Origin of the sequence: Algibacter sp. 2305UL17-15, assembly GCF_040720935.1 — a bacterium.
GTDB lineage: Bacteria > Bacteroidota > Bacteroidia > Flavobacteriales > Flavobacteriaceae > Jejuia.
Window position 1 is genome coordinate 207,039 of record NZ_JBFDAE010000006.1, and the last position, 23,672, is coordinate 230,710.

The 23,672-nt window shown below is 33.1% G+C and carries 23 protein-coding genes and 1 pseudogene; 5 read left to right on the forward strand and 19 right to left on the reverse strand.

Going from position 1 to position 23,672, the window contains the following annotated elements:
- The first annotated feature begins 61 nt into the window (after positions 1-61).
- Positions 62-916 (forward strand): pseudouridine synthase, encoded by an 855-nt coding sequence (locus tag ABXQ82_RS08665; protein ID WP_367057869.1) that lies wholly within the window; start codon positions 62-64, stop codon positions 914-916.
- A gap of 287 nt (positions 917-1,203) precedes the next feature.
- On the opposite strand, the gene ABXQ82_RS08670 is transcribed toward ABXQ82_RS08665, so the two are convergent.
- The 9 genes and pseudogenes from ABXQ82_RS08670 to ABXQ82_RS08710 form a co-directional block, all read right to left on the reverse strand.
- Positions 1,204-1,782 (reverse strand): PhnA domain-containing protein, encoded by a 579-nt coding sequence (locus ABXQ82_RS08670; protein WP_367057872.1) that lies wholly within the window; start codon positions 1,780-1,782, stop codon positions 1,204-1,206.
- Positions 1,783-1,898: 116 nt separating this feature from the next.
- Positions 1,899-2,726, reverse strand: a complete 828-nt coding sequence (locus ABXQ82_RS08675) for a hypothetical protein (RefSeq protein ID WP_367057875.1) — start codon at positions 2,724-2,726, stop codon at positions 1,899-1,901.
- 136 nt (positions 2,727-2,862) lie between these two features.
- Positions 2,863-3,228 (reverse strand): MmcQ/YjbR family DNA-binding protein, encoded by a 366-nt coding sequence (locus tag ABXQ82_RS08680; RefSeq protein WP_367057878.1) that lies wholly within the window; start codon positions 3,226-3,228, stop codon positions 2,863-2,865.
- A gap of 77 nt (positions 3,229-3,305) precedes the next feature.
- On the reverse strand, positions 3,306-3,920 hold the full coding sequence (locus ABXQ82_RS08685; protein WP_367057881.1) for a DUF4230 domain-containing protein: 615 nt from the start codon (positions 3,918-3,920) through the stop codon (positions 3,306-3,308).
- Positions 3,921-3,923: 3 nt separating this feature from the next.
- Positions 3,924-4,274: pseudogene (locus tag ABXQ82_RS08690) on the reverse strand (DUF4260 domain-containing protein).
- Entirely contained in the window at positions 4,274-5,023 is a 750-nt protein-coding gene (locus tag ABXQ82_RS08695) for a cyclase family protein (protein ID WP_367057884.1), read from the reverse strand. Before ABXQ82_RS08695 ends, ABXQ82_RS08690 begins: the two are co-directional and overlap by 1 nt.
- Entirely contained in the window at positions 5,023-6,195 is a 1,173-nt protein-coding gene (gene hemW, locus ABXQ82_RS08700) for a radical SAM family heme chaperone HemW (RefSeq protein ID WP_367057887.1), read from the reverse strand. Before hemW ends, ABXQ82_RS08695 begins: the two co-directional genes overlap by 1 nt.
- Entirely contained in the window at positions 6,192-6,794 is a 603-nt protein-coding gene (gene ruvC / locus ABXQ82_RS08705) for a crossover junction endodeoxyribonuclease RuvC (RefSeq protein WP_367057890.1), read from the reverse strand. Before ruvC ends, hemW begins: the two co-directional genes overlap by 4 nt.
- Entirely contained in the window at positions 6,794-7,432 is a 639-nt protein-coding gene (locus ABXQ82_RS08710) for an outer membrane beta-barrel protein (protein ID WP_367057893.1), read from the reverse strand. The genes ruvC and ABXQ82_RS08710 overlap by 1 nt, the downstream gene beginning before the upstream one ends.
- A gap of 34 nt (positions 7,433-7,466) precedes the next feature.
- On the opposite strand from ABXQ82_RS08710, the gene ABXQ82_RS08715 reads away from it, so the two are divergent.
- From ABXQ82_RS08715 to ABXQ82_RS08725, 3 genes are all read left to right on the forward strand, one after another.
- Positions 7,467-8,432, forward strand: coding sequence for a lysylphosphatidylglycerol synthase domain-containing protein (locus tag ABXQ82_RS08715; protein ID WP_367057896.1), 966 nt, complete (start codon positions 7,467-7,469; stop codon positions 8,430-8,432).
- Positions 8,433-9,566: a glycosyltransferase gene (locus ABXQ82_RS08720; protein ID WP_367057899.1), complete on the forward strand. Its 1,134-nt coding sequence runs from the start codon at positions 8,433-8,435 to the stop codon at positions 9,564-9,566.
- Positions 9,567-9,759: 193 nt separating this feature from the next.
- Positions 9,760-10,494, forward strand: coding sequence for a Bax inhibitor-1/YccA family protein (locus tag ABXQ82_RS08725; RefSeq protein WP_367057902.1), 735 nt, complete (start codon positions 9,760-9,762; stop codon positions 10,492-10,494).
- Here the strand turns inward: ABXQ82_RS08725 and ABXQ82_RS08730 are convergent.
- Genes ABXQ82_RS08730 through ABXQ82_RS08745 form a run of 4 tightly spaced genes read right to left on the reverse strand, consistent with a single transcriptional unit; the run spans position 10,491 to position 14,122 of the window.
- Entirely contained in the window at positions 10,491-10,967 is a 477-nt protein-coding gene (locus ABXQ82_RS08730; RefSeq protein ID WP_367057905.1) for a hypothetical protein, read from the reverse strand. The genes ABXQ82_RS08725 and ABXQ82_RS08730 overlap by 4 nt on opposite strands.
- Positions 10,968-11,012: 45 nt before the next feature.
- Positions 11,013-12,149, reverse strand: a complete 1,137-nt coding sequence (locus tag ABXQ82_RS08735) for a tetratricopeptide repeat protein (protein ID WP_367057908.1) — start codon at positions 12,147-12,149, stop codon at positions 11,013-11,015.
- Positions 12,150-13,757, reverse strand: a complete 1,608-nt coding sequence (locus ABXQ82_RS08740) for a M56 family metallopeptidase (RefSeq protein ID WP_367057911.1) — start codon at positions 13,755-13,757, stop codon at positions 12,150-12,152.
- A gap of 2 nt (positions 13,758-13,759) precedes the next feature.
- Positions 13,760-14,122, reverse strand: a complete 363-nt coding sequence (locus ABXQ82_RS08745) for a BlaI/MecI/CopY family transcriptional regulator (RefSeq protein ID WP_367057914.1) — start codon at positions 14,120-14,122, stop codon at positions 13,760-13,762.
- Between the two features lie 195 nt (positions 14,123-14,317).
- Here ABXQ82_RS08745 and ABXQ82_RS08750 point away from each other — a divergent pair, with 195 nt between their 5' ends.
- Entirely contained in the window at positions 14,318-14,821 is a 504-nt protein-coding gene (locus tag ABXQ82_RS08750) for a DUF456 domain-containing protein (RefSeq protein WP_367057917.1), read from the forward strand.
- Between the two features lie 259 nt (positions 14,822-15,080).
- Here the strand turns inward: ABXQ82_RS08750 and ABXQ82_RS08755 are convergent, their stop codons facing one another.
- From ABXQ82_RS08755 to ABXQ82_RS08780, 6 genes are all read right to left on the reverse strand, one after another.
- A complete protein-coding gene (locus ABXQ82_RS08755; RefSeq protein WP_367057920.1) occupies positions 15,081-15,758 on the reverse strand; it encodes a response regulator in 678 nt (225 codons plus the stop codon).
- Positions 15,721-17,604 carry a sensor histidine kinase gene (locus ABXQ82_RS08760; RefSeq protein WP_367057922.1) on the reverse strand — a complete coding sequence of 628 codons (1,884 nt, stop codon included), beginning with the start codon at positions 17,602-17,604 and terminating at the stop codon, positions 15,721-15,723. The genes ABXQ82_RS08755 and ABXQ82_RS08760 overlap by 38 nt, the downstream gene beginning before the upstream one ends.
- 115 nt (positions 17,605-17,719) lie before the next feature.
- Positions 17,720-17,872: a hypothetical protein gene (locus ABXQ82_RS08765; protein ID WP_367057925.1), complete on the reverse strand. Its 153-nt coding sequence runs from the start codon at positions 17,870-17,872 to the stop codon at positions 17,720-17,722.
- Between the two features lie 400 nt (positions 17,873-18,272).
- Positions 18,273-19,280, reverse strand: a complete 1,008-nt coding sequence (locus ABXQ82_RS08770) for a LacI family DNA-binding transcriptional regulator (RefSeq protein WP_367057928.1) — start codon at positions 19,278-19,280, stop codon at positions 18,273-18,275.
- A 168-nt stretch (positions 19,281-19,448) separates the two neighbouring features.
- Positions 19,449-20,477: a LacI family DNA-binding transcriptional regulator gene (locus ABXQ82_RS08775; RefSeq protein ID WP_367057931.1), complete on the reverse strand. Its 1,029-nt coding sequence runs from the start codon at positions 20,475-20,477 to the stop codon at positions 19,449-19,451.
- A 9-nt stretch (positions 20,478-20,486) separates the two neighbouring features.
- Complete coding sequence (locus ABXQ82_RS08780) at positions 20,487-23,564, reverse strand: DUF2264 domain-containing protein (protein ID WP_367057933.1); 3,078 nt, start codon at positions 23,562-23,564, stop codon at positions 20,487-20,489.
- Between the last annotated feature and the right edge of the window lie 108 nt (positions 23,565-23,672).

A 23,672-nucleotide genomic window follows, 5' to 3' on the forward strand; every position in this document is an offset into this window, starting at 1 on the left:
ATTTAATGCCAGAGTAGGTTTTGAATTGGTGTTGCGGTATCTTTGCACAAAATATTAAGTCATGAACAGACAACAAGGGAGTAAGGGAAAAGGAAAACCATCAGGACGTGGTAGCGGAAACACACGTTCTACAAGTTATGCACGAGGAAATGCACCTATTAAAAAAAATAATCCAGCACTAAAACAAACACCCAAAAAAGCAGGTAATCCTGATGAAATTAGGTTAAATAAGTATATAGCAAATTCTGGAATCTGTTCGCGTCGCGAAGCGGATGCACATATTGCTATTGGTTTGGTAACCGTTAACGGTAAAGTGATTACCGAAATGGGCTACAAAGTGAAATTGGAAGACGAGGTGCGTTACGATGGTGCTCGTATTAACCCAGAGCAAAAAGCTTATGTTTTGCTTAATAAACCAAAAGGATTCGCCACCACAACAAGTGAGGGAAAAGGCAGAACGGTTATGGATTTAGTAGCCAATGCAACATCGTCTCGTATAAAACCAATTGGGCGTTTAGGAAGAAACTCTAAAGGTTTATTATTGTTTACAAACGATGATGTTATAGCAGGTAAATTCACAAATTCTAAACACGGCGTTCCGCGTTTATTTCATATAGAATTAGATAAAAACTTAAAACTAGAAGATTTAAAAAAGATTCAAGGCGGTTTTAAGGTTGAAGGCAAACTAATTGAAGTAGAAGAAATTAGCTACATAGACGGTGCTTCAAAAAGGGAAGTCGGTTTGAAAATAAAGAATACAGGAAACACCATTATCCGCACTATTTTTGAATATTTTAGGTATGATATTTTAAGTTTAGATTGTGTAGCTATTGGACACTTGACTAAAAAAGACATTCCGCGTGGAAGTTGGAAACATCTAACGGAGCAGGAGTTGAATACGTTGAAGATGCTTTAGAAGTTTTTTGCTTTGAAGCTTTTAAGAAATGGATTTTTATTTTACATTTCACTAAAAATTAAGCGGTTCTTTTGAGATTCCGAAATAAATTCGGACTAACAAACCGGTGGGTTCGGGTTGAAACTCTATTGGTTGTCACATACTGAACTTGTTTGAGCATCTCAAACACTATTGACTCCTTACTTAAATTGTACGCTATAAATTTCATCTTAAACAACAAAAATTTCTCTTCTAGCCGACTTTTTTTCGGTATAACCTGCCTTCTGGTTCAGACAGACTCCCAAACACTAAATTTTCTTTACGTAATCTGTGATAATTACTATTTGCTGGGCGCCTACTTTACCTTCTATATATGAATCGTTTTCGTGGTCTAAGCGTATGTTGCGTACTGCCGTACCCTGTTTGGCGACCATACTTGAGCCTTTTACTTTTAGATCTTTTACAAGCACCACATTGTCGCCATTTTCCAGAATAACACCATTGATATCTCGGTGAATAATTTTCTCGCTTTCGTCTTTGTGTTCTCCTGTGGCACGGGCTAGGGCCAATGCTTCATCATCTAGATACATCATGTCCAATAAATCTTTTGGCCAACCTTGGTTACGGAGTCTTTGTAATAGTCTCCAAGCCATAATTTGTACTGCTATGTGTTCGTTCCACATGCTATCGTTTAAGCAACGCCAATGGTTTGGATCCATCTCCTTATCACCATTAATTTGGTCTAAGCAGGTTTTGCACGCCAAAATATCGTTGGCTACATTTTCGTTTAACGATGGCGGAATGGTGTATTGTTTTAAATCTTGTGTTGCTGTGCACAACTCGCACATGTTGTTGCTCCTATCTTGTAATGTTTGTAATACGCTCATAAAAACTCCTGTTTGTTTTGCAATAATACATTTAAATTAGAGCTTGAACAAGTTTAGAATTTAGAAACAAAAAAAGGATACCGTATAGCATCCTTTTTCGTGAATTTACAACTATTTTATTTTGAAAGATCGTGAATCCAGGTGTATAAATAATCACCGTGAACGCCTGTGAAATATTTCCTCCAAGCTTTCATTTTAGCTTTATTTTCTTCATTATCTGGAAATCCTTCTTTCAATAATTCATCATTTCTATCGAACATTTTATCTAAATCTGATAAGGAATCAAGAAAAAACGCTTCTAAATATTCTGTTTTGTCAGAGCCCCAAGCGTGCACATTTGGATAGTATGCTTTTATATGTTCATTTTTTTGAATAATGGCCGCATTACCTTCCATTCTTAATTTTTTAAATTCTTCCATAGTGCCATCTTCAGGAAAAGCAAAATGACTTTTTCTCACGTAGCACAACATATCCTTTGTTGGTTTTTCGGTCATAAATTTAGCGCCCGGAATTGGTGCGTAAATCTCGTCAGAATGTTCGTTGGCAAAATATGAGTCTAGATTTTTCAAAAATGCCTTTCTCTTAGCTTCGTCCGGCCATGCTTCTTTTTCTAGTTCAGCATTTCTTTTTCCGAACTTGCCTATATCTTCCCAAGAGGCGAAGTTTTGTACTGATATAAATTCTGTATTATCACCCGTCATGTGGTGATAATACATTGAAGCTCCCATGATGAATTCATTCTTCATAGTTACTTTTTCGAAGTACTCTTTTGCGGCAGCTTTCCACTCACTCATTTTAAAATCTTCCTTATCCATATTCCAATGGTTCGTGGTTACGGTCATGAACTCCTGTCCTTTTGGAGCCTCTTCATCTTGTGAAAAAGTTGTGGCAGGGATTAATAGCAATGCGAGAATTGCTACAAATAATTGTTTAGTTGTTTTCATAATCTTTTAAAAATTAAAGTTAATATATTGGTTAAAATTAAATACTACTTTAAGATTTAAGGGCTTATGCTATAAAAAAGTGTTAGGAATTAGGGAGATTATAAATGTAATCAAAAAACGATTGATTATCAATATTTTACTGAGATAAAGTTTTTCTCATTTTCTTGGTCATGCCTTTTACAACCATATCGTAAGAATGGTCTATCAACTCTTTTATGAGTTTTGGTTGCAGTTCGCCTTCATGGAGATATAAGGTGTTCCAATGTTTTTTGCTCATGTGATATCCGGGGCGGATACTGGAATGTTCGGCTCGAAGTTCTTCGGAATAATCTGGGTCTGCTTTTAAATTTATGGCCGCTTCTCCTCTTTCCCACCATTTAAGTGATGCCAATGCAAACATTTTACCTAGCACTTTAAAGACTAAAGTGTCTTCATCAAATGGAAAATCTTCTGTTGTGCCTTTTTTAGACAGGCAGTATGTTCTTATTTGTTCTATGTTCATTATTAAAAACTTTCTGTCTTTCAATTCTTCAGGAATTGAAACCCATATCTAATCTAGTTCAGTACAGGCTCTTTCCTTTATTGTTCTTGAATTTTCTTAGTTCCTTTTTCCTCAATTTTTAATGCTGAATAGTCCAATTTCCATCCAATGGTTTCTACTATGGTTTCAATAAGCAAAACAGTTTCCAATGCTTCTTTTTGTGCTATTTCTATCAATCCGCTTTCTGGAATTTTAGCTTGAATATGGGCTTTGGCTTCATTGTGTAAGCCTGTTAAATCTGTGGCTTCAAATTTATTGAAATACCCATCGGACTTGTCATAGTAATTTAAATTAGTCTCTATGGACAATACTTCCGGTTGGGGAAAATGCTCTAAAAGAATCTTCCTTTTATCGTTATCTGCCCTCAATTGAATTTTGGATAAATCATACCCCACATGCGCCTTTGCGTTAATGACAACAAGGGCTTTCTTTTTACTGGAAATAAGTTTTAAAAAACGTTGTTTCACATCTTCATAATGGTAAATCTCTGCAAAATCGCCTTCAACGGTTATGAACTTGCAAACTTTTTTTATTTTATCTAGAAGTATTGTGGATTGTGCATTTACCAATTGCTTTTTTTGGATAGATTTTACAAAAGTAACGCCGCCCAAAGTAACCAAAGCCCCTATTATTATTGCCAAAAAAGTTTCCATAAATTATTTCCCTATTTGTCCTAAATGAGTGTATTTAAAACCTTTAAAATACTTTAATCCATATCCAAAAATCCTATCTAAAGACGCATGGGAAAACAATATAACCCCAACTAATTGGATACTACTATTTTAGCCAAAAACACCTATAAAATAAACCAAAACAGCAATAGCCTTATGATGGAAAACATTATACGCTATGGCACCAACTTTTGCATTTATTAAATACCCTAACATTCCAATATCTGGCAACAGGATCAAAACTGCAAACCACCACCAACTAAAATCCAATTGATAGAAACCAAAAAGACCTAGGAGAAACATCAATAATTCTTCCAATTTCAAGGAGACTTTCATTATTCTATCACTTTATATAAAACAGGTTTACTTGGTGTTGCATTGTTTTCAAATGGGGCTATTTGTAGGTTTAAGAAATACTCGCCATCTTCAATTTTGCTCGGCACATAAATAAGCTCTGTAATTGTCGCGTCCAATCGCAATTTTCCTTTTGTATTCCAAAAGGCATTATGTGCTAAAAGTTGACAATCGTCCTTTTCTCTATCTATACTGGGCGTATCAATCAAAATATGTTTAATACTTTTTTGAACTAAAAAATCTACGGTTTCTTCTAACAAATATGTCCAGTTGGTATTAGAATATTGCCTTGACAATTTATCATTTGTGTTAGGAATGGTACGCAATACAACCGCATCTCTTTTTTTATTGCCAAGTGCAAATTGCAACTGTTTTTTAGAAATAACCTTATCGTCTAAAAGCTTTTCTGGAGCCACGGTAATCACTTCAGCTAAAAAGAAAAACTGCTTTAAATTTTGGTTGATGGAGTGTGCCTCTTCCGTGATATGTCCCGCACATTCTGTATGTGTACCATGCGCATGTGGATTAAATTCTATGGTATTAAAATTAATACAGGCACCATCTTTTACGCTCGCAGTCCACTCTCCATCTGTTACGGGTTCTATTTTCGGTTCATCTACATACCATGCATTCACATTTTTTTTTGAGGCCCGCAATGGGATGGAGATATCTAAGGGACTCTCTAAATCTATTTGAAGTTTTCTGGAATTGTATTGAATTGTTGCTATCACTATAAATTAATTTTAAAAAGGTTTGAGGCAATACCGTCACTTAAAAATTTACCTTTTTTTGTGGTTAATAATTTTTCTTCATCAATATACAATAAATGTTTTTGAATATAAATTTCTGATTGTTCCAAAAGGTATTTTTTATAGTTTTCACCAAAATCGTTTGCTATTTTTTCGAGCGAAACGCCCCAGACGGTGCGTAAACCTGTCATGATATATTCATTAAATTTATCAGTTACGGAAAGAGTCTCTGTTTCTGATGGCAATTCGTTTTGCCGAATTGATTTGATATATTTTGTGTTATTGGACACGTTCCAACTACGCTGGTCACCATTAAAGGAATGTGCCGAAGGCCCAATTCCTAAATAGGGTTTCCCTTGCCAATAGGCTGAATTGTTTTTGCTGAAATAGTTAGGTTTTCCAAAATTTGACAGTTCATAATTTACAAATCCAGATGCTTCTAATTTTTCAACAAGAATATTATATTGCTCTTGTGCCAAATCATCATCTACATTTTCAATACTGCCCTTTTTTATAAATGATGCCAAGGCTGTTTTAGGTTCTACAGTTAAGGCGTAACATGAAATATGAGGCACATTATAAGATAATGCTGTTTCAATGTTTTCTATCCATTCTTCATTACTTAGTCCTGGGATGCCGTAAATTAAATCTATTGAAATATTATCAAAATGTTTTGTTGCTTCCTGTAAGCATTGTTTTGCTTCGGCTTGATTATGTGCGCGGTTCATCAACTTTAAATCCCGTTCAAAAAAGGATTGAATCCCTATACTTAATCTATTAATCCGTGAATTTGCTAAATCGTTGATGCGTTGAAATGTTAAATCATCAGGGTTGGCTTCAAGTGTTATTTCGGGATTTTCAACAACTTTAAAGTTTTTATATACCTCTGAAATCAAAAATTGCAATTCGTTATGCGTTAATAAAGATGGTGTTCCGCCTCCGAAATAAACAGTTTTTACAGTTTGATTTTCAAGTTCTGCTTGTCGCAATTCTAACTCTTTCACTAAACATTGAATGAGTTCCTCTTTCTTCTTTAAAGATGTTGAAAAATGAAAATCGCAATAATGACATGCTTGTTTACAGAATGGGATGTGGATGTATAGCGAAGCCCCTCCTAGCCTCCCCGAAGGGGAGGAACTCTTACTCAAACTCATTTTTTAGTAGTTTTTATTCCCCCTTTGGGGGTTAGGGGGCTTTTTTGCGGGCTTGTCGTCCTGTGGCTATTCTGCTTCACAAACGCGTCCCAACCAGAATAACTCTTACCAACTTCAATCCTCCCCGAATTATAAAAATGGCATACCGCAGCTGCTAATCCATCAGTCGCATCCAAATTTTTTGGTAAGGTTTTTAAATCTAATAAACTCTGCAACATTTTTGCAACTTGTTCTTTACTGGCACTCCCATTTCCCGTAATTGCCATTTTTATTTTCTTAGGCAAATATTCCGTAATTGGTATTTCCCTGCTTAAACCTGCTGCCATCGCAACGCCTTGAGCACGCCCCAGTTTTAACATGCTCTGCACGTTTTTACCATAAAATGGTGCTTCAATCGCAATTTCATCTGGATTATGGGTATCAATCAATTCTATGGTGCGTTCAAAAATGAGCTTCAATTTTAAATAATGGTCGCTGTATTTTTTTAGATCCAATTCATTCAGTTGCATAAACTGCATGGTTCTTCCCGTGACTTTTATAAGTCCGAAACCCATAATGGTTGTTCCTGGATCAATCCCTAAAATTATTCTTTCCCTCATTAATCTCTACAATAATAACAACCACTTAGCGATAGGGATGCGCCAAAAGTTATCGTTAATAAATTTCCGTTAAATGCTCCAAAACCACTTGAAATCGGATTAAAATCTTTTCCAAAACCTAGAATATATGATGTGTCCAAATACACCGTTAAATCATCTGAAATGCCATAATGCAATTCCAAACCGGCCATAGCATTTAAAAATGACACTTTATTTTGTACATAATTGCCCAATGGTTTTAGCATTGAAATTCCAGGGCCTACATGTAAAAACGCTCCTATTCTGTTAGATAGCGCAATAACTCTAGAAGCATCGTAAACCAATTGCAAATTTATTCGAGAATAATTTAATTTGAAGTCTTGGGAACTCTCATCGTTAGAAATTCTATTAAATCCGTAGTCTAATTTAGCACCCAAAACAGGTTTAAACATGTATTGAAAACCTAAATTTACCGTTGGAAAATTAACGGATTTCCCCTTAAAATCTTCAACAAATCCATCATTTGACGGACTATTGACTCCCAAAGCAATTTGAGCTTTAAAGGTACTTGTATCGCCTTGTGCCATTACCGAAAACCACCCCATCAAAAAACAAGTCGTCAAACTTGTGATTTTAAGTCTGTTTATTTTTGCGTTCATAAAAACTTTAATGGTTACTTTGCATTTAGAAACAATGCATTACTCGCTTCCATACAAAACTAAACAATTCTTTTTTGTACTTATTAAATTAAGTATTGTATTTGGTGCCGCTTATTTTATTTACAACAAACTGAACAGCAATGCTGATTTAAGTTTTTCTCATTTTATCGAAATTACATCAAAAAAGGCTGTTTTTTCATCAAAAAACGTTCTTTTTTTGTTGATTTTATCCAGTTGTAACTGGTTTCTAGAAATCTTAAAATGGCAAAACCTAGTGTTTCCTATAAAAAAAATCACTTTTAAAAATGCCTTAAAACAAAGTTTAGGTGCGCTTTCAGCTTCATTATTTACACCAAATAGAATTGGGGAATATGGCGCAAAAGCTATTTACTTTACTTCAAATTACCGAAAACGGATTGTAGGCGTTAATCTATTGAGCAACCTATTACAAATGAGTGTTACGGTTATTTTAGGCGTTATTGGATTTTATTTTTTTATCAATGAATATGATGTTGATATTAATTATTATAAACTCGCTAGACTATTGCTTATAATTTTGGCCGTCATTGCTATGGCTACTTTTGGCATCAAAAAAAGTAAATTCAAAATTAAAGGATTTTCAATTGAAAAACTTAAAAAATTCTTGACAAACTACCCAAAAAACAAACTCTATTTAGGGTTTATTTTGTCTTTACTTCGCTATGTTGTATTCTCATTTCAATTCTTCGTTTTACTTCAAATATTCAGCATTGACATTAGTTACATAAATGCGATGATGGTCATTACATCGATGTATCTTTTGGCTTCAATTATACCTTCTATTTTTATTTTTGATATAGTTATAAAAGGAAGTGTTGCTGTATTTTTATTTTCATATTTAAATATCAATGAACTCATTATATTGACTATTATTACAATAATGTGGCTCTTAAACTTTGTGTTTCCGAGTATCTTTGGAAGCTATTATGTACTCAATTTTAAACTCCCGAAAAACGAATAAATGGTTTTGATTGCTATTATTATTACCGTATTTTATTTAATCTTGATTGCAAGTTTTGCTTTGGGATTTGATAAAGCAAAGGAGTTTCTATTAAATGAAGTTGCTCCAAAGACCAAGTTTTCAATCGTTATTCCTTTTAGAAATGAAGCTAAAAATTTAGCACATTTATTAGACTCTATTTATAAGCTAAATTATCCTAAACCCCTTTTTGAAGTTATTTTAGTTGATGATAATTCTGAAGATGAATCTCTAAATATTATAAATGAAAAGATAAAAGATTTTATTAATTCCGAGCTTAATATTTTAGTTATTCAAAATGAAAGACATACAAATTCACCTAAAAAAGACGCCATCACTACTGCCATAAAAAAAGCTAAACACGAATGGATAATAACTACTGATGCTGACTGTATGTTGCCAGAATTTTGGCTAAATAGTTTTGATGCATTTATTCAAAAAACTGATACGGTTTGTGTTGCTGGTCCTGTTGCTTATCACGATGAGAACACTTTTTTGAATAGGTTTCAAATATTAGATATCTTCAGTTTACAAGGCGCAACTATTGGTGGGTTTGGTTTAAAAAGACCTTTTTTGTGCAATGGGGCAAATTTCGCCTACACAAAAACTGCTTTTAATTCAGTTCATGGTTTTGAAGGTAATACAGAAATTTCTAGTGGCGATGATATTTTTCTTTTGGAGAAAATTGTAAAAATTTATCCGGAATCGGTTCATTATTTAAAATGTGAAACCGCTATTGTGCGTACGGCATCACAACCTTCTTGGAATGCGTTAATTCAACAACGCGTGCGTTGGGCAGCAAAAACTAGTGCTTATAATAATTGGTTTGGTAAAATTACGGGGCTCGTTGTTTTTCTTATGAATTTCCTGCTAATTTTAGCGCCACTACTCGCAATAGTTGGTCTTTTCAATTTTAAAATTTGGGTTTATATTTTAGTGATTAAATTGAATATTGATTTCCTGTTGCTTTATAAAACCTCAGCTTTTTTTAATCAAAGACGTGCTTTTAGAAGTTTTTTGACCAGTTTTTGCGTCTATCCTTTTTTTAGTGTTTATGTTGCTTTCATCGCTCTATTTAAAGGGTATCGTTGGAAAGGGCGGGTGTTTAGAAAATAATAGTTCGCTTTAACCCACCCCTGACCCCTCCACGGAGGGGAAACTATACGTAACAGTTTCCCTCCTAAAAAGGAGGGATTAAGGGAGGTGTAAGATTATGTACCCAAACTCAAAAAAAGTCTGAAATGAAACTTTATATCTTCAAATCTTATTTTAAACTAGAGCCCAAATAATTTTTATTAGATTTACTCACATGAAGTTACTTGACAAAACATCAAACCCTGCCTTTACAGATTATTTTTTTAGCGATGATAATAAATCGTCTGATAACATGACCGTAACAGGAATTTTTATAAAATCCTTGGCTTCCATTTCTATCATCATCATAATTTCAATGGGCATTTGGAAATTATATAGCGAAGGTGCCGACATAAAATGGTATTCCATGGGTGGCATGTTGGCAGCAATTATTATCAGTATCGTCATTTCTGTAAGGCAACATTGGGCACCTATTTTAGTACCACTTTATGCTATTGCAAAAGGTTTTTTCCTAGGAGGTGTGACGGCTTATGCGCATGCTCATTTCCCTAATTTGCCTTATCAGGCTATTAGTGTAACCATGATAACATTTTTTGTGATGTTAATTTTGTACCAAACCCGAGTTATTGTAGTTACCAAAAAACTGAGAAGTATAATTATTACTGCGGTTACCAGTATTTTTGTGATTTATGTTGTGTCTTGGATTTTAGGGTTTTTTGGAATCAAAGTTTTTATTTGGGGTACATCATGGCCAGCAATCATTTTTAATATGGTTGCCGCCATTTTTGCATCACTATCATTACTTCTGGATTTTGATTATATAGAACGTCATAAAAACAAAGCTCCCAAATACAAAGAGTGGCTCGCTACTTGGGGATTATTGGTAACGCTTGTTTGGTTGTATGCTGAAATATTACGATTGATGCGAAAACTCGCCATTCGATTTTAATCAACTTTAATAATTAAAGGCATTTTAAAAGCAGTCGTCACTTGTTGTCCGCGTTTTATGGCCGGATATATTTTAGGAACAGAATCTAAACTTTGAAGTAAAAAAGCTTCTATTTCTGGAATTTCCTGTTTTGTAAGTGAATCTATTTTAGTATCAATTAAAGACAAATCGCCCTTATTGGATACTTGAAATTCTAGCATTAAAGTATCGTTAATATCCTCGGTTACCACAATGACTTGCTTTTGAAGATATTCTGTAATATGTGATGTTAAGGTGTTTTGAAAACAGACTTTTTTATCATCTTTAGACTCTAAACTATCACACAAAGAAAAACTGGGATAGGTATCAACATCTTTCCAATTAAACGTTTGCAGTTCTTCTCTTAAAATAGTTTCAAAAGATGTTTTCTTTACGTTGAAATACTCACAAGACGTGAGACCTATACATACTAAAAAAACAAAGATTCGTTTCATGGGTTAAACTGAGACCGAAAAATACAATTTTTTTAGTTTTCAATATTACTTTTCATCTTGTTTAATGAATTTTTCCTTTTTTAGTGCGCTAATTCTAAAATCAACCATTCTTAAAAAATCACTTTTAGGGAATTTCTTTTTAAAGGCTTCATAAAGCTTTATTCTTGTTTCAATGTCTTTGTAATATTGATCTTTTGTAAACACCACATAGAAATGGGCGCGCTCACTACTAGGGTTTTCCTTTACCGCTTTATTATAAGCTTCAATAGCTTCTTTATGTTTTTCTTGCTTGTTCAGTATCATCCCTAAATTCATATATTCATCGTCTAGCGGATAATCCTGTAACTTTAATGACATTGAAATATATTCCTCTGCTTTGGCTAAATCCTGAATCCGTTCGTATAATTGACCAAGAATGTAAAGATTTTTTGCGTTTTCTGGGTCAAATTTCAATGCCTTTTCAGCATGAAATATAGCTTTTTCATATTCTAGAATTTTAGTATATGACAGACTTAACTTTTCGTGAATAAATTGTGAAGATTCGTTTAAACCAATAAGCTTTTCAAACCAAACAATGGCATCATCAAATAGATTTCTAACAAAATAATTTTGGGCTTTTAAACTTATTAGCTCCTTGTTATTTTCGTAGGATGACAACCCGATATCAATATACTTGTCAGCTAATTTGTTTTCTCCTTTTATCAAATGGTTTTTTGCTAAACTATAAATTGCTTTTTGGTGTGTGCTATCTAACTTAAAAGCGTTATAAAATTTATTTTGTGCCATTGAATCTTTTAGCTTTTCTAAAACTAAACCTAGCTCATAATGATAATTAGGATTCAGATTATCAACTTCAATTAAATTTTTAAAAATATGAGAAGCATTCTCATAATTTTTAGTCTTAGATAAAAGCTTTCCGTATTCGTATTTTATTAATGAATTATTGGGATTCGTTTTGATACTTGCTTCATAGCTTTTAAGTGCTGCATCATAATTACCAATTGCTATGTAGGCTTTGGCTATTTTATCAAAAACTTCAGACTGGTTATCATAGGATTTGTAATGCTCAATTGCTTTTGAATAGTTGCCGTTTAGATACAAACTATCTGCAATAGTTAAAACCGAAGTTTGAGCTTCGGCTTTAACTAACATTACTAAACATACTAGGACAGTTCTTATCATTTATTCAGTTACTTGAAAAATTATAGGTAGAGAATAGGGCACATTTACTGTTTTACCATTATGTATTCCTGGTTTAAATTTTGGAAGTGTATTGATAACACGTATGGCTTCAGCTTCTAATCCTGGATGTTTCGCTCTTGACCGTACATCTATCACATCGCCGTTCTTATCAATTTTAAAAATGACGTTAATTCGTTGTCTTCCTTTTAAGCCTAATTCTTTAGCTAATTTTGTATTGAAATTTATGTTAACATGTTTTGAAACATTCATAGACATGCATTTTTTTTGTTCTTTGTTTGAACCTTCACAACCGGGAAACAGCGGTACTTCATCTATAATTGAAAAAGGAACTTCTAAAGCATTTTTATATTCTTCTTTTAGTTTTAAAAGCTCTTTTTCTTTTTGCCTTTTGCTTTCTTCCGTTTCTTTAACTTCTGATTTTGCAGAATTCGTCCAATTTATATAAATAGTATATGACGAACCATCTGGAAAGTTAACTTCACTTTTTGATAAATTTTCTGGAACTTTCTCTGTTATATGATGGACACTATAACTCACTAAATCATTTGATCTATCAATTTGGGTCCAACTCACATAGTCTTTATTTTTCTTAAGAAAATCTTCATATTTAGTATGAATTTCTTTTTTATCTCCCACCATTTTCTCTCCTTTTTTCAAACTATAGGAGTATTGGCTTAATTCTAAATTCTCCTGTCCTATTTCATCTGTAAGAGCTTCTTTTTCACATGAAACATAAATTAACATCCCTAAAATAACAGGAGCTATAATTACATATTTTAATAAATTAACCCGTTTGGATTTTGATTTTGATAACATAACGATGCGTTTTTTGATTAATGATTGTTTAAAAAATGGATTGATGAATGAAATGTTTTTAGTCTCAAAAACTTGAGATAATAAGCTTTGGTAGTATTGGGATTTATCTTGGGTTTTTACTGCTTGATCATCTGCAATAAACTCATGAAGCGATAGTATTTTACTTTGATAGATATATATTAACGGATTGAACCAAAATAGAATTCTTAACAATTCAAAGAACAATAAATCTAACGTGTGTTTTTGTTTTACATGCACCATTTCATGTTTTAAAACAGCTGCCCTTTGCTCTTTTTTAAGTTGTTCGCCTAAAAACACATAATTAAAAAACGAAAATGCGACATTGCTTTTCATTAAATTAACTATAAATATATTGTCTATTCTTTCCTTTGGGTTTTTATACAAAAGCTGTAATAGTTTTATCAATTTATAAATAAAAACTATTGTGGCGATTCCTATACCTAAATAAATGATGGACTCCCAAGTCCAAAAAGAGTTTTCCACGACTAAAGTAGGCTCTAAGGTTATAGGACTTATAGCTGTTTCAGTAGGTTTACCTATAAAAACCTCTGGTAAATTTATCATGTAATTTTGCGAAATGATGGTTTTAAAACTGGATATTTTAATAAAGGGAATTACTAATGATAAAATAGTTGTTACCAGCAAATAGGCGCGATTCCAGTTAAAGAACGTTTCCTTTCTTAAAAACACATCATATATAATTAGAAAGAAAAACTGAAAAGCAACGGTTTGAATGATATAATGTAACATGGCTACGATTCTTTTTTGTTAATTTCTTTTAGCACAGACTCTAGGTCTTTAATATCCATATCATTCTTTTTTACAAAAAATGACACCATACTTTTAAAGGATCCTTGAAAATAATTATCTACCAATTTATTTATCGATTGATTGCTATACTCTTGTTTTTCAACTAATGGAAAATAAATATGTCCTTTTCCTTCTTTTTCATAATCTACAAAGCCTTTGTTTTCCAGAATTCTAACAATTGTAGATACCGTATTGTATGCTGGTTTTGGTTCTGGAAATTCTTCTATAATAGCTTTCACATTGGCTTTTTTAAGTTGCCAAAGAATTTGCATGATGTCCTCCTCTGCTTTTGTAAGTTGCTTCATTTATGCTGAATTTATTTCAGTATCTTTTGATACTATTTCTATTTTTTTGAGATACTGAAACAAGTTCAGCATAGCAAAGTGAAATATTTCACTTTGCTAATATAACTAAAAAATTAGTTCAAACTAAGTTTTTAGTTTAAAAATGTAACAATCCCATTATTAATTCGTCTAAACAATAGAAACATTACACATTTTATGGACATTATTTTAATAATTATAGCATTGTTATTTATGCTACTTGGGATTTTAGGCAGCTTTTTACCCGTTTTACCTGGACCAATTACGAGTTGGATTGGTTTACTCATCATACATTTTACAGATGCCATACCAATGAATAAATCCTTCTTGATTATCACTTTTATAATAGCGGCATTTATTTGGATGGTGGATTACATTATTCCCGCCATTGGCACAAAACGGTTTGGAGGTTCTAAATACGGTATGATTGGTACAACTGTTGGATTAATTATCGGATTAGTTGCGCCTATTCCTGGAGGTATTATTATAGGGCCCTTCTTTGGAGCGCTTATTGGGGAATTAATCAATAAAAATGATTCTAAAACTGCTGTAAAAGCTGCTTTTGGTTCTTTTATTGGTTTCTTAACTTCTACCTTTTTAAAGTTTATAGTGGCAGTAATATTCTTTGGCCTTTACATTGGTAAACTTATAGAATATGGAGATCTGTTATTCAATTTATAAAATAGAAGAGCCCTGTGGGTCTCTCACATCCACAGGGCTTTTGTAAATTGCTATTATCAACAAAAAAATCGAGGGATTAATTAATCTGATATGTTGATGTAACAAAGATAACTATAAGTTTTTCTTTGAAGCTGTGGAAAAACCGTAACACATTTACGGTTTCTATGTAGAACGTACTGAAAGAGAGCTTTTTAAAGAATAAAAAAAAGCACATTTTTTTGATTTTTTTTTAAAATTTACAATGCACGCATTGTAAAAACTATATAAATCCTTTATTTCGGGCCTGATTTAACAGAGTTTCATCTTTTCCATCATCAATTGAAAAAATCTCTTTAAGCTGTTTTTTTCGCTTTTCTACAGCACTTAAAGAAATGTCTAAATGGGTGGCTAAACTTTTTGTTTTAACACCTTGGGACAATAAATGTAAAATCTTTCTATTTCTATCATCAATAACAATATCACTAGTAATGGATTTTCTTATAAAACTGTTAACCGTTCCGCTATAAAATGGTGGATTGTTAAGTACCGCCTGGAATGCACTTGCTAATTCACTTGAGGTTAAATCACTTTTTATCAAAAAACCTTCTGGGTCGATATTTTTCATGATATTATGAATTCTGAACGATTCATTGAACATGGTAAGTATTACAATTTTGGCATTTGGTAAGACTTTGCGCGCATATTCTGCCAAATCTTCCCCAGAACTCATACTACCATCGGTGGATGGCGGTAAACTAATATCAACAAATAAAAGGTCATACGGCGTTTCTTTATCCACAGATTTGTCCATATACGCTACTGCCTCGTCACAATTATTGGCTATATCTATTGTTAACTCTTGGTGTTCCTTTTTAGTAAACATTAATGTGTTTTGATACCCTTCTATAATCATCGGGTGGTCATCTATCATCAATATTTTTATTTTTTCTATCGTCATATTCTTTATAATTAGTTGGCACTTCTATGGTAACCGTTGTTCCCTTATCTATTTCAGAATCAATATGAAGTGTTCCACCTACGGCATCAATTCTAGAATTCATATTTTTTAATCCTATACCCGACTTGGCTTTATTCACCTCAAATCCAGAACCGTCATCTTTTATTATTAGGCAAATTACATCATTTTTCAGTTTAAAACTAATATCTATGTGAGATGCATTGGCGTGTTTATAAATATTGTGTAACGCTTCTTGTAACATTCTATAGATATGGATTTTGTATTTGTTAGACACAGCATCCCAATTTATAGCATCGTCATCAATAAAATCATATTCCAATTTATAAACAGTAGTTTGGGTTTCAACCAATGTTTTAATAATATCGATAAACCCAGAACCCGATATAAAATCGGTATTTAATTTATGAGACACTTCGCGAATATCATCCTCAATGGCTTTCAATTCTATGATATATTGACCTCTTGTTTCTATGGCTTCTTTAGAATTGCTCATATTTAGAGTATCCAAACTTAAGCGTGTACCAAATAATCGTCCTAGAACACCATCATGTAACTCTTGGGAAATACGCTTTTTCTCCAATGCTCTTACTTCCTCAATTCTCTCGTGCTCCCCAAGCATGAGGTTATAAATCTCTTCATTAGCTTCCTGTTGTTGTTTGGCAAACACTAACTGCTTGTTTTTGGCGCGTTGCGAAATAATGACATATATAAGTAATGCCGACACCAATAATATTACGGATATGATAATGAGCCATAAACGCTCTCTTGTAATACGTACATTTGCTTGTTCAATTTGCTGGGTTTCAAATCGGATTCTTGCAAATTTATTTCTGGTAGATCGCTCGGCCTTTTGCAGACTATCACTAAGTTTAACGTAAGCTTTTAAATGTTGCGTTGCTCTTTCGCCTTCTTCAATTTCAGATAATAAAAACATTGAAGTTAATAGTTCGTCTTTGGAATATTTTTCGGCTATGCGTTTAGCGTTGTAAGCATAATGTTTAGCAGAATCCACCATATTACGATCATAGAAATACTTAGCAAGATGTTGATTAATAATTATTGAGTTATAGCCTCCGTTTGGATTGACACTATCGGCAACTTTCAAGGCTCTGAAATATAAATTTGGGAGTTCCTTATAATTTTTAGACAAATATTTGGTATGAGCGAAATTATCAAGAACCAAAGCATAAAAGTTTGGGGTCTTATTAATTAAATTAGTGTCAGATAAAATTTCACTATAATATTTTATAGCCAATTCGTAATTACCAGATTTTTTATAGGAAAGTGCTAAATTGTTTTTAGAAAGATTAATATTGTATGAATTAATATAATCATATTCTTTTTTTAATTCGATCGACTTTTTGTGATAAGAAATAGACTCTTCAAATTGTTCCAATTCACCAAAAAGTAGTCCTAAGTTATTATAAACATAGGATTTGTATTTTTTAACATCGTTAGTCTGAGTCAGGTAATTTAATAATGTTAGAGCCTCAAATGAGGTTACTTCACTAGCGGTAAAATCCTTTTCATTTTTTTGTACTACAGCTATTCCATAGAGGGTTTTAGCAGTAAAAAAGTCATTATTTAATTTTTTAAAAACTTTTTCAGCTTTAAAGTAATGATGGTAAGCACTATCTCCTAAAAAACTATACCTATAAAGTTCTCCAATTTTATAATTAATCTTAGCTATCGACAAAGAATCTCTAACCTCATTTCTTAAAATCCTTTTTTTAAGTGAATCTATTTGACGAAAATTGGTTTTCTCTTGCGCAAAAGAAGACAGAGAAAAAAATAAAGCTACTACTAAGGAAATTAAATATTTCAAAAATTAATACTTTTTGATATTCCTTCAAATGTATCTATATTTTTTTATTTATCAATAAAAAACTCATTGCGCTTTGCAATGAGTTTTCTTTATTAAATAAGTAATTCTGTTTTTACTAATTATCAACTCCACCTCCCGTAAAAGGCATCTCCGTATCTTCTTCATTATTATCTTCTAATAAATCATCTTCATTTAAATCTTGTTTAACACAAGAGGTGAAAGATGCAAACAATAATGCCATAATTAATGTAATTTTTAGGGCTTTCATAAATATTCAATTTTAAGGTTAATTATTTTTCATTTTTAATTCAAAAACATGTACAATAGTTTAGGATTTAGACATCTAAATCTTAAACAAGGGAAAATGGAATAATTAATTTAAAATCGAATGCATTTTAAAGCAAACGATACTATTATACTTTAGAGGGAATTAGACCTTTGGGCCAAAAAAAGGATTAATTAAGTTATGTTGGCTGAGGGAAAATATGTGTGCCTTATAACTGGTGCTAAAGTAGTATTAAAGAATTATCATTCAACAATAAAATCGATGAAATGTTGTTTTAATCGACTAAATGCAATGAAAAATGCTTTTCATCGATAATATAGACCTACTAAACCGATTTAAAGCCATTTTTAAATCTCCCATTGAAATACATTTTTAAATAATATCAGAGGGTAGATTTACGTTTCTCAAAGCTGGTTCTTACAATTTTCGTAGAATAATCTATGACCTCGCCCGTTTTCATCTCTAATCTTTTTATGAGAAGTTGGGCTGCCTTTGCCCCAATTTTTTTAGCATGCTGTCTTATGGTTGTCAGTTTTGGAATAGAATGGTTAGAAACAGCCTTACTTGAAAAACCAACAACCGATATATCTTTTGGGACCTTTAGTTTAAAGTTTACTGCTGTATTTACTGCAATAACACCGGACGCACTATCGGCAGCGATTACCCCATCAACTCCCTTATTCTTTTTGAAAAGCTTTTTTATTTTTTGTTGGGTATCCTCGCCTTTTTTAATTTTCAGAACTATTGGTTCTAATGTTTGTGATTCCAAAATAGCTTTGTTATAGCCTCTCTCTCTCAATTTACCAACGCTAATATCATCTATGTTGCTTATAAAAATTATGTTTTTTCTGCCTTCTGCCAATAAACTTTTCGTAGCATTATATGTGGCTTCAAAATCATCAACGATTACCTTATCACATAAAACATCATGGGCCACTCTATCAAACATCACTATCGGTAATCCCTGGGCTATAGTATCTTTAAAATGCTGAATTTCGTTTTTCATTTGAGTCTCTTTAGCTAAACTCATAATAAAACCATCAACACTACCATTAGCCAATAATTCTAAGCTATCTTTTTCTTTTTGTAAAGACTCGTTCGAGATACACGTTATAATGTTATAGCCATGTAAATTTGCTTCCCGTTCTATACCAAACAAAACTTTTGATAGAAAATGATTTAATATATCTGGGATAATTACCCCAATAGTTTTGGTTTTGTTCTGTTTTAAACTTAACGCTACTTTATTTGGCTTGTAGTTATATAATGCCGCCAATTCTTTAACACGCTTTACAGTATCCTCACCTATTTCCTCACTATTATTAAGTGCTTTAGAAACCGTAGAAATAGAAACATTTAACTCTTTTGCAAGTTGTTTTAAGGTTACCATGAGGGTTTAAATTAGTTAAAACGAATATGCAATTTACAAAAATGGAGGGTTTAAATACTATGAATAAATTAAATTGTCTATAAAATCACTTTGAAATACTGAATAAATACTGAATGGCAATCTCAAGTAAAACCAATATTATATAAGTAATGACATGTCACCTACTTTTCATACTTCAGTATTTATTTTATATTTAGAAGAATCCCTAACAACCAACTTAGATGTTAGGACGACAGATTTACCGGTACTCTTTTTATTCTTTATTTGATGCATCAATAAGGTTGCTGCCTTTTTACCCATTTCAAAATCGGGTTGATCTATAGTGGTAAGTGAAGGTTCTATAACGGCAGAAATAGGGTCGTTGTTAAATCCGACTATCGCAATATCTTCGGGAATTCTTACCCCATGTGCCTTAAAATATTGAATGGCACTAATAGCTGCTGTATCATTAACTGAAAAAATACCATCAACATCTTTCAGTTTTAAAACTTTTTTTGCCATTGAAGTCCCCTCTTTTTCGGTTAGTTTTGAAATCAAACAAAATGGGGCTTCATATTTTAATCCATATTTTTCCAATGCAGCTTTATACCCTTTTTTCCTGTTTTGATATAATTCTATGTCTTGCGGCCCACCAAAATGCACAATGTTTTTACAGCCTTGAAGAATTAGATGTTCGGTAGCTTTAAAACTAGCTTCAAAATCATTAATACTTATGCTGGTACAATCTTCAAAACTACAGGGTCTATCATAAAAAACTATGGGAGAGCCGTAATCTTTATAAGGTTTTAAATGTTCGAATGAAGTGGTTTGCATCGAAATAGAAATCAAGACACCATCCACTCTATTGGACAACAACGTAGCCATTATTTTTTGCTCACGCTCTAGACTTTCGAGCGATTGACAAATAAGCACATTATAGCCTGCTTCATAAGCGGTTTCCTCAATTCCTGCAATGACGTTTGAAAAGAAGTTCCTAGAAATTCTAGGTACTACAACTCCTATGGTATTGGTTTTATTGGTTCTTAAATTTGAAGCTAGAATATTACGCTGGTATCCTAATTCAGTAGCTTTAGCTAATATCTTTGCCTTTGTTTTTTTTGAAACCCGGGGACTATCATTTAACGCACGCGATACGGTGGAGCTATCTATTCCAAGCGCCTTGGATATATCGTGGATGGTAACTTTTCCTGAGTTCATATTGAAAACCTAAAAGCTAATGATTCGTTTAGATGTATCAGAATTTACAATTAAAACTTGATTTTTTTTCTTTTTAAACTTTACTTTCTTTACAACCGTTAACTCTTCATCTGAAAATGGCTCACCTGAATTCTTCCAAAGCATAGCTGTTACCAAAATGGGACAATCTTCTTTTGGATTAAAATTTTCACCTACATTTATTACCGTACTTTCCAAAGTTTCTGGATGTATGTTTGTAGATGTAATGGTATTGATATTATCCCACCCCTTTACAGGAACAAGTGCTAATTGATAGGTGCCATTATCAATGATATGAACATCCTTACCGTTAATATTCCGAACTTCTTTTTTGATAAAACCATTGCTATGCGACAATGCATAATGTCCTAATTTAAATGATACATTTTTGTCTGTTTCAATTTTATCAACTCTTAAAATACCATTTTTTAGAGGAATATCAGCTAGTTGTAATGTTGTGTTTTCAATGTATTCTGATTTCAATTGTCTATAATACACCCCATCTTCAAATGTTTTAAAATCATAAAGATGTCCGGACTCATACGGACTTTCTTCCGTATTTGTTTTAAAGACATAGTTCATAGCAGCAACACCTTCTGAATTATCTGATTGCCAAGGAAATGCCGAATTGTAGGATAGCTTATTATAATTTTCGCTAGAACGGAAAGGCTCTTTAATATCTTTTCTAGGCACTTTGCACCAAGCTCTAATCTCCGATGCGCCAATATCATTATAATTAGTTACCAAAATGTCAGCACCTTTATAAAAATGATTGGTAACCGTGGTGTTCTTTAATTCGTTTTCCCAAACACCATCATTTTCTTCAGCTTGCCAAAATTCACTATCTTCTGGAGATAACAAACTTAAAAAGGCTTTCCCCATCCAATAGACACTCCCACGACAACTATAAGGTTGGGTAGAAGGATCGAAAGCTCCATAAAACCCGAGTGTTGGCACGCCATCCTTCATAAACTCTGGATGTTGTAAAAACTGTAACAATACCCCAGATGATGTACGTCTGAATCCGCCCCAGTTGGCATTTTCCAAATCATCTTCGTAAAGGCTTAATAAAGGAAATGGACTTACCGAAGCAAAACGATAGGTAATGCTCCGCCCCCACATAATCATTTTACCATCTTTGCCGAACATATAAGGATAGTTTTCTGCAACCGGTAAAAAATTGGCTTTGAATTTCTCTGCGTGTTCTGGATAATATTTTTTTCCGAAAAGCTCAGACCACATGGGCCCGTACATTTGAAATGCCCACATGCTGTAGTAATCATAGGCTGGATTATCGTTATACCAACCATCTCCTCGGTAATGCTCTAAAGATTTATCTAAATAATCCACCAGCAAGGTTTCGTTTACTGGGTAGCCTTGATCTTTAAAGAAACTCAACACGAAAATATTGAAGAATTTCCAGTTTGATGGTACCGTATTTCCATCGCCATAGCTTATCATTTTTCGCGCTAAAATATCTTTTTGCTCCTGTGTAAATGGGTCCCAAAGCACTTCTGGAATCATGGACATAGACATTGATAAAGCACCAAACTCCACCAAGGTTTGTCCTGGCCAACTACCGGTTTTATCTTTAATGAATGATGGGTGGTTTGGGTCTATGAGATTCAAGATATTTTTACGATAATACTCAGCAACCTTAATTCCGTTAATAGTTAATTCTGGGTTTTCCTTTAGCAAAGGTGCAGCAACAAATAATGTTCTACATAAACCTTCCAATTTTTCAACAGGAACCTGCCCCTTGTTTCTAGGGTATGCCACATTTCCTATTTTTGGAAATTTTAAAGGATCGTTATACGAATTTACATAACTAAAAGCACCCTCTAACATATATTGAGCAGCATCCAGCCAATGCTTGCGGGTCATTCCGGTTTTAGGACTTTTTTTTTTATAATCCGGCTTTTTAATTTGAAAAATGGGTTGTCCGCCATAGAGTTTATAAACTTCTGCTCCTGCTGCCAAAAAAGCACCCGAACCGTAAACTTCGGTTTTATCAGCCCAAGCTTCTCCCGGAGCAGCACCAATGGGTTGTACATATCCTAACATGCCATCTTTTGTAATATGACTTCTTAAAGTATTCCAAGCACGTTTTATATGTGGCTCGTAAGTATCTTTATCTAACAGCCCTTTGTTTACGCCCCATGCCAATCCGAAGGTAAAAAAAGAAGTGCCACTAGTTTCTGGTGTTGGATACAATTCATCGTTCAGTAAACTCATTGCCCAATGGCCTTCTGGAGTCTGTATTTCAATCAGCTTTTTAGCCATTCTTAAATAGATATCCTTAAAATACTCATATTCCTTAGAACCAGGTTCATATTCATCCATTAATAGTGTTAAACCTCCAAAAACCCAACCGTTTCCTCTGGACCAAAATATTTTTTTGCCACCGTCCAGTTTACCTATAAAACTGTTATCGCGGTAAAACAAACTTTCATCTTCATCAAATAAATGATCGTAGGTAGCTTTATATTCGGCCATCATAAAATCGGAGTATTTCTGTTCTCCAGTAATTTTTGCCATTTGCGCCCAAAGCGGAGGCCCCATAAATAAGGCATCACACCAGGTCCAACGTTCAAGGTGCTTATATTTATCCAATGTAATAGGTTGTTTGCTTGGGTTTTCTAAAACAAAATCCAGTCCCTTTTTTACACCTTTAATCATCGTACTATCGCTATACTCTCTAAATAACTCTAGATACATCTGCCCCACAACATGGTCATCTGCCATATATTTTCTATGGTGCAATTTCCAATTTTGCTGTTCACCAACTGACTTCAACCACTCAAAATAACGGTCGTCTTTAGCCATTTCGGCATACTTAACCATACCAACATAAAGCGCACCGTTGGTCCAATCGGCAATATGATGCGGTTTTTCCCTACCACTATAAGTATCCCTAAAATGTTCAATTTGCCAATCGGCAACACGTTTCATTTCCTTTCTTACCGATACAGGGTTAATGGATTGTCCAAAACTTGAAAAAACAATACAAACAGTTGCTAGAATAGTGAACAAAAGTTGTTTTAACGAACGAGGAAATGTGTAATTCATTTAAAGCTATTTAAGGTTATAATTATTATGTAATACTATTTTCTAAAAATAGATGAAACAAATATATGAAAAAAAATTTAAAATACAATCGATTGTATTTTAAAATAA